The organism is Deinococcus sp., from assembly GCF_030523985.1.
Taxonomy (GTDB): Bacteria; Deinococcota; Deinococci; order Deinococcales; family Deinococcaceae; genus Deinococcus.
The window spans coordinates 104,142-110,735 of record NZ_JAUNHK010000001.1 but is presented as its reverse complement, the minus strand read 5'-3'; the positions used below and the strand labels follow the sequence as shown (position 1 = coordinate 110,735).

The following is a 6,594-nucleotide window of genomic DNA, read 5'->3' as shown; positions in this document are numbered from 1 at the left end:
CCAAGACGGTGTGGCACGCCGAAACCACCAAGGCCGCCGCCGCACGGGGCTACAGCACCGCCACCGATGTCGCGGATTACCTCGCCCGCAACGGCCTGCCTTTCCGCGAGGCGCACGAGGTCGTGGGTGGGCTGGTGGGCCTTGCCAGCCGCTCTGGTCGACAACTCTGGGAATTGACCGACGAAGAATTGTGCTCGGCCCATCCACTCCTTTCCGCTGAAGTCGCCCAGAAGCTGACCGTAGAAGAAAGCGTTCGCAGTCGCCAAAGCTTTGGGGGCACTGCACCAGAGCGGGTGCGCGAGGCGATTGAGGCGGCGAAGCGGCAGATGGCTGAAGGCTGAAGGCAGATGGCGAAGTCTGTTCAAAATCGTGCTGAAGTGCTTCGGGCCATCGCCGCGCACCGTGAGGAACTGGCGGCGCTGGGCGTGGCGGAGGTGTGGCTCTTCGGTTCGGCGGCGCGTGACGAGTTGCGCCCCGACTCGGATATTGATGTGCTGGTGCGGCTTTCGCGTCCGCTGGGTCTGGCGTTTTTCGACATCGCCCCCGCTCTGGAAGGCTGGTTGGGGCGGCGGGTGGAGGTAGGGACATTCGACGGCCTGCACGAGCGGGCCCAGGCCCAGGCACAACGAGAGGCCGTGCGTGCCGCGTAGCGATGCCGAGCGTGTGGCCGATGCGCTGCAATCGGCACGTCTTGCCGTAGATTTTGTCGCCGCGATGAGCTTGGGCGACTTGACCGCCGACCCCCGAACCCTGGCCGCCCTCAAATACGAGTTGCTGGTTCTGGGGGAAGCTCTGGGAAGCGTCAGCGAAAAAACGCGTCTCGGTGCCGCCCAGCTGCCGTGGTCGCAGGTGCGGGGTCTGCGAAACGTCATCACACACGAATATTTCCGGGTCTCGCCTGCCATTTTGTATCAAGTCGTCACTGCCGACCTGCCTGAACTTATCCCGGCCTTGGAAGCCTTGCTCAACGACTTGGAGTTGAAGACAGATGACTGACCAGGCGAAGCCCCTTTTTTTCAATCTGGACGGCACGCTGCTGCAAAAGCGCGAGCGGGAGTGGGCGCACCACCTCGCCCAGCCAGACGAAAATCCGCTGACCACCCGCGCCGACTTTGCCGGGGGCTTCACGTTGGAAAATGACCTGTGCGTCTACACCCAGAACCCCAAACACTTTGACGGGCTGCCCCACTCCGGCCTCATCGTCACCAAGCGTCCATGCGAAACCGTCTTTGACCTGACACCCGCCGAAGCCGCCGCCGTCCATGCCCTGCTGCACGAAGTCCGCGCCTATCTGGATGCCACTGTTCAGCCCGACGGCTACACCGTAGGCTGGAACGTCTACCCGGCGGGCGGGCAGCACATCCCGCACGTTCACCTGCACGTCATCCCGCGCTGGAACACCGACGCGGCAGCGGGGGCGGGTGCGCGGTACTTCCTCAAAGCTGCGGCCCAGGCCGCCGAACGACGAAGTTAAGCATCTCGAAGTTAATCTTTAGATTAACCGAGCGGAGCGAGTATCGAAAAAAGTACGTCGAACCGGGAATGAAGCGTTTTCGGTTCTTTCCCGAAAATGCGAAATGTTAGGTTCGACGTACTTAGGCCGCCTACCCATTGCCATCAGCCACCCGCACCCAAAAGGAGTTTTCCCCTTGACCCTCTCCGACAAACACATTCGCCTGCTGCAAGCTGGCCCCGACGACTTTGAAACGGTCAAATCCCTGCTCCGGCAGGCCGAGTTGCACACTTCCAGCGTGACCCCCGAAGGCTCGACCTATTGGATCGCTTTTCTCGACGGCAAGCCCGGCGGCTGCATCGGCCTGGAGCACGGGCAGGGCGTGTCGCTGATTCGCTCGACGGCGGTGCTGCCCGATTTTCGCAGCCACGGCCTGGGGCGGGCGCTGGTGCGGTCGGCCCTGACCCACGCGACCCTGCGCGGCGACCACACGGTTTACCTGTTTTCCTCCGAGGCGGGCGACTACTGGAAACGCTTCGGCTTCGTGCCCAGCACGGCGGCAGAGGTCGAGGCCGCCATCCCCGAAGCGCCGCAGGTCAAAAGCGGCATGTGCAAGGGTTGGATTCAGGAAGAACAGGTCTGGAAGTGCCAACTGGCACAGCCGGAGGTCGCGGGGTGAGTCAGACAGCCTGCGCCGCAGCAGGTGTCCTGCGCTATGCTGCGCCCACAGAAAAATTTGCCCGGCAAGGGCTGGAACTGGGCAGCGCGGCGGCCTGGTGTTCCGCTTCTGCCGCAGGAGGACTGCATGACCGATACCACTCTGACCACCCGTCTGGCGAACGCTGCCGACAAACCCAATGTGACCCGCGTGTTTTCCGAAGCCGGGCTGGACACCGACGCCACGCTGGAAGGTGGCACGACCTACTGGATCATGGAGCGCGACGGGCAGGCCGTCGGTGCGGTGGGCTTGGAACACGGCGACGGGGTCAGCCTGTTGCGTGGAGCCGCCGTGACTCCGGCAGCGCGGGGGCTGGGCCTGGGGCGTCAACTCGTCATCAGTGCGGTCGAGTACGCACGGGGCCGGGGCGACCGGGCCATCTACATGTTTTCCAAGGGGGGCAACTGGGAAACCTTCGGCTTTACTCAGATTCCGCTGGCGGTGGTCATGGGCGAAATCCCCGACGCGCCGCAGATTCAGGCGTACAAGGCACGCGGCGAGCGGCCCGGCGGCACAACCTGGATGCGCGACCTGACCAAGTAAGGGTCGCCACGTCCGTGCGGGCGGGGGAGAGGCGACTATGACCTTTCTCGCGCTCGATTCCATTGCCATTCCTGACCTCCACCCCGACGCGCCGCTGCATGAGCGTAAGGCGCGGCTGTCGGACATCGAAGCCATTCACGAACTCATCGGCTACTGGGCGGCACGGGGGCTGATGTTGGTGCGTTCGCGCCCGCTGCTGGCGGAAACCATCCGTGACTTTCATCTGGTGCTGGCCGACGCCCACGAGGGCAAATCCGGCGGGCTGGCGGGCGTGTGCGGGCTGCACATCCTGGCCCCCGACCTGGCCGAAGTGCGCGGTCTCGCCATTCACCCCGCCATGCAGGGCCGGGGACTGGGCCGCCAACTGGTCGCCGCCTGCGAAGCCGAGGCCCGCGCCCTGAACCTGCCCGCCCTGTTCGCCTGGACGTATCAGCAGGGCTTTTTCGAAAAGTGCGGTTTCTGGCGTATCGAAAAGACCAGCCTGCACCCCAAGGTCTGGAGCGAGTGCCAGCGCTGCGCCTTCTTCGAGAACTGCAACGAAATCGCCATGTTCCGCGAACTGACCTGAGGTAGTTGGTTATGTTATTTACGTAAAAAAAGATAAGCCATCTGGCTCATGACCAAGCGTTCGTTGTTCGCTATGCTCTGGTCATGAACAAGAATGTTCTGGTGACGGCGGGGCTTCTGGCTCTCGGGTCTGGCGCGCAGGCGGCGAGCTTGGCGGGGCATCTTCCGGCGGGGGCGCTGCTGACCTTCGAGACGCACGACGCGCAAAAGGCGTTCGGGCGCATCGTGGGGCTGGGGGCCGACGCCGCCGCCAAATTTGGGCAGAGCGAAGACCTGACGGGGGCAGTCAAGGGCATCAAACAAGTGCTCAACGGCTCGCTCGCCGATGAAGCGGTGGTCGGTGTCTTCGCGGTGGGCAAGCCGGGGAAGCCCTTCATGCCACAGGTGCTGGGGGCCACGCGGGTGTCGGCGGAAGCCCGTGGCCTGCTGCGTGACCTGATTCCCGACAAACCCGGCGCACGGGTGGGCAACTACACCTTCTCGCGTCAGGGCAGCGTGTTTGTCGGCATGTCGCAGAACATGGCGTACTTCTCCACCGACAAAGACCTGCTGATGGCCTACCTGGGCCGACTCAGTGGCAAGGCTGCGCCCCGCTTGATGGAATCGGCGGCTTACACCATGCCTACGCGCTCGATAGGGCAGCAGGAAATGTCGCTGTACATGAACTTTTCGGGTGCGGCCAAGGTCGTTCGCAGCCAACTGGGACAGTGGGGCTTTCCGCGCCTGCTCTCGCCGCTGGTGGACGCGCTCGACACCCTGGGCCAGTACGCGGGCGGCCTGACGACCAATGCCGGGGGGCTGACCAGCGCCGGGGCGCACGTGGTCAACACGGCGGGCAAGGACAAAGCACTGGCCCGAGTGCTGACGCACCAGACCACCTTCGGCGTGGCGAACATCATCCCCGCCGATGCCGAGTCCGTGGTCGCCAACGCTTGTGCGCCGGAGAGTAGCCCCTATACCGCCCGCTGGCTCACCCGGTTCGATCTGCTCGACCCGTTCGGCTTCCTGAGCGACAGCCAACTCGCCAGCCACCTCGAACGCTCGGCGCAGTACCTCGGGGACGAGTGCGCCCAGGTCGCGTTGGCGGGCAGCACGGTCAGTTCGTTCGACTCGCAGACCGACCCGCTGGCGAGCATGGCCCATAGCCTGTACTACCAGCGCGTGCGTGACCGCGCCCTCGCCGAAGCCGAATTGCCCGGTTATGTCGCCAGCGTCAACAAGGCGTTCCAGGGGGTCGGGCAGTCGCTGGGTGAGCTGCTGAAAAACAAGGACTTGCCTGACGAAGCGGCGACGGCCCTGGGTCAGGTGGGCGACCTGGGCAGCGCCCTGTCCGACCTGAAGATGGTCTACGGTTTCCGGGGCGACTATGTGGTGTTTGCCTTCAGCGACTCGGCCCTGAAGAAAGCGCTCGACGAAACTGCGCCCGTCCTCGGCAGCGACCCGACCTTCCAGGCGGCGCAGTTGCCCCAGACGGGTGCGGGCTGGCAGTACGGGCGCAACCTGCCCGACCTGACGCCCGAAGACTTTGGCCTGGCCCTGGACGGCGCAGAAGCGGAAGATACGGGCCTCGACCTGACCGGCGAAGAATATGCCGACCTAACCGACGAGGAACGGGCTCAACTCGAAGAACTCGACGCCCTGCTGGCCGAACTCGGGCCGGACGGCCCCAGCGCCGAGCAGCAGGTGGGCCTGGTCATGGCTGACCTGTTCAACCGTTACGACGGCATGACGGCCTCCAAAGCGGTGCGCGGCAATGTCGTTCTCAGCAAATCCAACGTGCTTTACCGCTGGTAGCGCGCCTGTGTAGACGGCCGGGCCTCTCCTTCGGCGGGTGGCCCGGTCCCCTTTTATGCGGCTGGCAGTGTCAACAACCATTGGCTGGTTCTACGGGTCATCGGCTCTAGACGGGTCGCCTGCTCAGGGAAAGGGGAGGGGGCCGCCGAATAGGGCAGAATAGGGGGAAGGCGGGACTCGGGTCTCGCGCGCTAAACCATGAAATCCGCCCAGCGAGGCGATATGGAGGTAAGAACATGATTCGCAAGGAACGCGCCATTCTGGCCCTGGAAGACGGCACCGTGTACCGGGGCTACGCCTTCGGACACCGGGGCGAAACGGTGGGCGAGGTGGTCTTCAACACGTCCATGACGGGCTACCAGGAAATCATGACCGACCCCAGCTACAACGGTCAGATCGTCACCATCACCTACCCCCATGTCGGCAACTACGGCGTCGCCATCTATGACATGGAGAGCAACAAGCCCTACGTACGTGGCTTCATTTCCCGCGAATTCAGCGGCGAGTACTCCAACTACCGCGCCCAGCAGTCGCTCGAAGAGTTCATGCAGGCGCACGGCGTGGTGTCCATTCAGGGCATCGACACGCGGGCGCTCGTTCGCCGCCTGCGCACGGGTGGTGTGGTCAAGGGCGTGATTGCCCACCGCAGCTACACCCACCCCGACGACCCCTACGGCGAGTTCACGCCTGCCGAGGAACAGGTCTACGTGCAGCGGGCGCTAGACCACCAGGACATCGACGGTCACGACATGACCAAAGAGGTGACCACGGCCCTGCCCTACGCCTTCCCCACGCTGCGCCAGGGCAAGCGCGTCGTCCTGATGGATTTTGGGATCAAGCACACCATCATCGAGCGCCTGGCCGAAGTGGGCATCGAACCGATTGTGGTTCCGGCGCATACCACTCCGGCCCAGATCATGGCGCTCCAGCCACACGGCCTTTTCCTGAGCAACGGCCCCGGCGACCCCGCCGCTCCCACGTATGCCCATCAAACGGCCTGGGAAATGATGGGACTGCTCCCCACCTTCGGCATTTGCCTCGGCCATCAGATTCTGGGACTGGCGGCAGGCGGTAAGACCTTCAAGATGAAGTTCGGGCACCGGGGCGGCAACCAGCCCGTCAAGAACCTGCTGACCGGAAACGTCGAGATCACCAGCCAGAACCACGGCTACGCGGTGGACCTCGACAGCATTCCGAACGGCGCCTTCGTGGCGACCCACGTCAACCTCAACGACGGCACCCTGGAAGGCATGGCCCACAGCCGTTACCCCGTCTTCTCGGTGCAGTACCACCCCGAGGCCAGTCCCGGTCCTCACGACAGCCGCTACCTCTTCGACCGCTTTATCGAGGAAATCGATGCTTTCGATGGTGGAAACGGTACTCCCATTTCTAAAGCAAGTGCTGGGCGTCTGGGGGTTTGACAACTGCCTAAGGGCGCGGAATCATGTTCGCAGAAGGTTCACCTACGTGAGATTTATCCGTTTTCCGAAACACTTTGTGATAAATCTCATGAAAACCT

At 63.8% G+C, this 6,594-nt stretch carries 8 protein-coding genes and 1 pseudogene; all 9 read left to right on the top strand.

Annotation, left to right across the window (positions count from 1 at the left end; genetic code table 11):
* Nucleotides 1-341 (top strand): annotated as a pseudogene (locus Q4C89_RS00565) (argininosuccinate lyase); the annotation flags it as partial.
* A gap of 6 nt (nucleotides 342-347) precedes the next feature.
* Nucleotides 348-650 (top strand): nucleotidyltransferase family protein, encoded by a 303-nt coding sequence (locus Q4C89_RS00560; protein ID WP_303100659.1) that lies wholly within the window; start codon nucleotides 348-350, stop codon nucleotides 648-650.
* Nucleotides 640-996 carry a DUF86 domain-containing protein gene (locus Q4C89_RS00555; protein ID WP_303100658.1) on the top strand — a complete coding sequence of 119 codons (357 nt, stop codon included), beginning with the start codon at nucleotides 640-642 and terminating at the stop codon, nucleotides 994-996. The genes Q4C89_RS00560 and Q4C89_RS00555 overlap by 11 nt, the downstream gene beginning before the upstream one ends.
* Nucleotides 989-1,474, top strand: a complete 486-nt coding sequence (locus Q4C89_RS00550) for an HIT family protein (RefSeq protein WP_303100657.1) — start codon at nucleotides 989-991, stop codon at nucleotides 1,472-1,474. Before Q4C89_RS00555 ends, Q4C89_RS00550 begins: the two co-directional genes overlap by 8 nt.
* A 175-nt stretch (nucleotides 1,475-1,649) precedes the next feature.
* The gene (locus Q4C89_RS00545; protein ID WP_303100656.1) at nucleotides 1,650-2,132 is read left to right on the top strand and encodes a GNAT family N-acetyltransferase; all 483 of its coding nucleotides are present in this window, start codon (nucleotides 1,650-1,652) and stop codon (nucleotides 2,130-2,132) included.
* A gap of 126 nt (nucleotides 2,133-2,258) precedes the next feature.
* Nucleotides 2,259-2,714, top strand: a complete 456-nt coding sequence (locus tag Q4C89_RS00540) for a GNAT family N-acetyltransferase (protein ID WP_303100655.1) — start codon at nucleotides 2,259-2,261, stop codon at nucleotides 2,712-2,714.
* A gap of 37 nt (nucleotides 2,715-2,751) precedes the next feature.
* On the top strand, nucleotides 2,752-3,282 hold the full coding sequence (locus Q4C89_RS00535; RefSeq protein WP_303100654.1) for an N-acetyltransferase: 531 nt from the start codon (nucleotides 2,752-2,754) through the stop codon (nucleotides 3,280-3,282).
* Between the two features lie 83 nt (nucleotides 3,283-3,365).
* A complete protein-coding gene (locus Q4C89_RS00530; protein ID WP_303100653.1) occupies nucleotides 3,366-5,075 on the top strand; it encodes a hypothetical protein in 1,710 nt (569 codons plus the stop codon).
* A gap of 236 nt (nucleotides 5,076-5,311) precedes the next feature.
* Nucleotides 5,312-6,496 (top strand): glutamine-hydrolyzing carbamoyl-phosphate synthase small subunit, encoded by a 1,185-nt coding sequence (gene carA, locus Q4C89_RS00525; RefSeq protein ID WP_303100652.1) that lies wholly within the window; start codon nucleotides 5,312-5,314, stop codon nucleotides 6,494-6,496.
* Nucleotides 6,497-6,594: the final 98 nt, after the last annotated feature.

Bases quoted from the DNA above. Each gene is read 5' to 3' on its own strand.
- Q4C89_RS00540 (WP_303100655.1), top strand. From the start codon at position 2,259: ATGACCGATACCACTCTGACCACCCGTCTGGCGAACGCTGCCGACAAA.
- Q4C89_RS00530 (WP_303100653.1), top strand. From the start codon at position 3,366: ATGAACAAGAATGTTCTGGTGACGGCGGGGCTTCTGGCTCTCGGGTCT.
- Q4C89_RS00550 (WP_303100657.1), top strand. From the start codon at position 989: ATGACTGACCAGGCGAAGCCCCTTTTTTTCAATCTGGACGGCACGCTG.
- Q4C89_RS00560 (WP_303100659.1), top strand. From the start codon at position 348: ATGGCGAAGTCTGTTCAAAATCGTGCTGAAGTGCTTCGGGCCATCGCC.
- carA (WP_303100652.1), top strand. From the start codon at position 5,312: ATGATTCGCAAGGAACGCGCCATTCTGGCCCTGGAAGACGGCACCGTG.
- Q4C89_RS00535 (WP_303100654.1), top strand. From the start codon at position 2,752: ATGACCTTTCTCGCGCTCGATTCCATTGCCATTCCTGACCTCCACCCC.